The organism is Dietzia sp. B19, from assembly GCF_014145155.1.
In the GTDB taxonomy this organism is placed as follows: domain Bacteria; phylum Actinomycetota; class Actinomycetes; order Mycobacteriales; family Mycobacteriaceae; genus Dietzia; species Dietzia natronolimnaea.
Window position 1 is genome coordinate 1 of the sequence record NZ_JAALED010000308.1, and the last position, 1,662, is coordinate 1,662.

Below are 1,662 nucleotides of genomic sequence, written 5' to 3' on the forward strand. Positions count from 1 at the left end.
CGGCGCGGACATCGGCGTCGAGGTCCGGGTCGGTCACGTCGACCGCGACGGTCCTGCCCGCGGGAGGGTCGGGGACTGTGTCGTGCGCTGCGCGAGGGCTCTGGGTCACGGGCACAGCGTGGCGCACCCACCGGTCGGCGGACCCGGCCCGATGCAGTGTCCCGGGGGCGGCTGTGGAGAGGCCGGGGGCTGTGGACAACACGCCGGGACCCGGGGTCCCCGACCCGGACACCCCGTGCCGCGGACCCCGCCCGAAATGGGAGAAACCGCGGCAGGGGGACGCCGCGGTTTCTCGAAGTCCCGATTCGTGGGGGAACGAATCGAGCACCTATAGGGGGATGCTCTTACGAGCGTGATCAGTATCACTTATCCGCGCGGTGAGCACAAGAACCGTATCGTGGAGCCGTGTCCGCCCCACGCCGCCAGGGCCCTCGGTCATCGCACCGACCTCGCCGGGTCGCCGCGTTCTTCGACCTCGACAAGACGATCATCGCCACCTCGTCGGTGTTCGCGTTCAACAAATCCTTCCTCGATGAGGGTCTGTTGTCCCGCCGATCGGTGATCGATCTGGCCTACACGCAGCTCGCGTTCAGCCTCTCCGACGCCGACGACGACCAGATGCAGAAGGTGCGCCAGGCCATGGCCACGGCCACCAAGGGGTGGGAGCCCGAGAAGGTCGAGCGCATCGTCACCGAAGGACTCACGGAGACCGTCTCGCCGACCGTGTACGCCGAGGCGCAGGAACTGCTCGCCGAGCACCGGGCGCTCGGGCACGACCTGGTGATCGTGTCCGCCTCCGGTGAGGAACTGGTGGCGCCGATCGCCCGGATGCTCGGCGTGGACCACTACGCCGGCACCCGCATGAACCGCGACGCCGACGGGCGGTACGGCGGGTCCATCGAGTTCTACTGCCAGGGACCGGGCAAAGCCGAGGCGATCCGGGCGTTCGCCCGGCGCTACGGCTACGACCTGGAGGCCTCGTACGCCTACTCCGACTCCTCCACCGACCTCCCGATGCTCGAGGAGGTCGGGCATCCGACGGTGATCAATCCGGACCGGGCACTGCGCCGCGAGGCCCTGGAGCGCGGGTGGCCCATCCTCACCTTCTCCAACCCCACCCCGTTGCTCCCGACGCTGGAACGCGCGACCGGGCCGATCATCGGCGTCGGGGCGATCGCGCTCGCGTTGGGGGCGGCGGCCTTCTCCTTCGCCCGCTCCGCGCGGCGAGACCACTGAACCCGGTCACCCGACTCGTCCGCCGGGACCGGTCACCCGACCCGCCCTCGTTCGGCCCCAACTCCTCATCGTGCGCCGCCGACGCGGCGGGACGCGATGGCGGGAACCACCCGCAAGTCCCCGGGTTCCTTGTGGGATCCCCCCATCGCCGGGGCGCCTGTCCGCGCGGCATGCTCAGGGCACGGTGACGACGACGCCAGGACGGTGACGGAAGAGAAGTCACGGTTCCCCGTCCGAGCCACCGTCATCGATACTCCGGAACCCACGCGACGGATAACGCCCGAGAGGCACACCAGCCGTGGGTCCGCGCCAGCCGTCACCGACGGTTGTCCCGGACCGGCCACACGGCGGACCACAGGACGCCTGGTACCCGGATCTCTCGATGGAACCGCAGTGAGTTGGCGGGTCGGCACGCGTGCCGACCCG

The 1,662-nt window shown here is 70.3% G+C and carries 1 protein-coding gene; it reads left to right on the plus strand.

Going from position 1 to position 1,662, the window contains the following annotated elements; translation table 11 throughout:
• Positions 1–405: 405 nt before the first annotated feature.
• On the plus strand, positions 406–1,236 hold the full coding sequence (locus G6020_RS09375) for an HAD-IB family hydrolase (protein WP_182610430.1): 831 nt from the start codon (positions 406–408) through the stop codon (positions 1,234–1,236).
• Positions 1,237–1,662 lie beyond the last annotated feature (426 nt).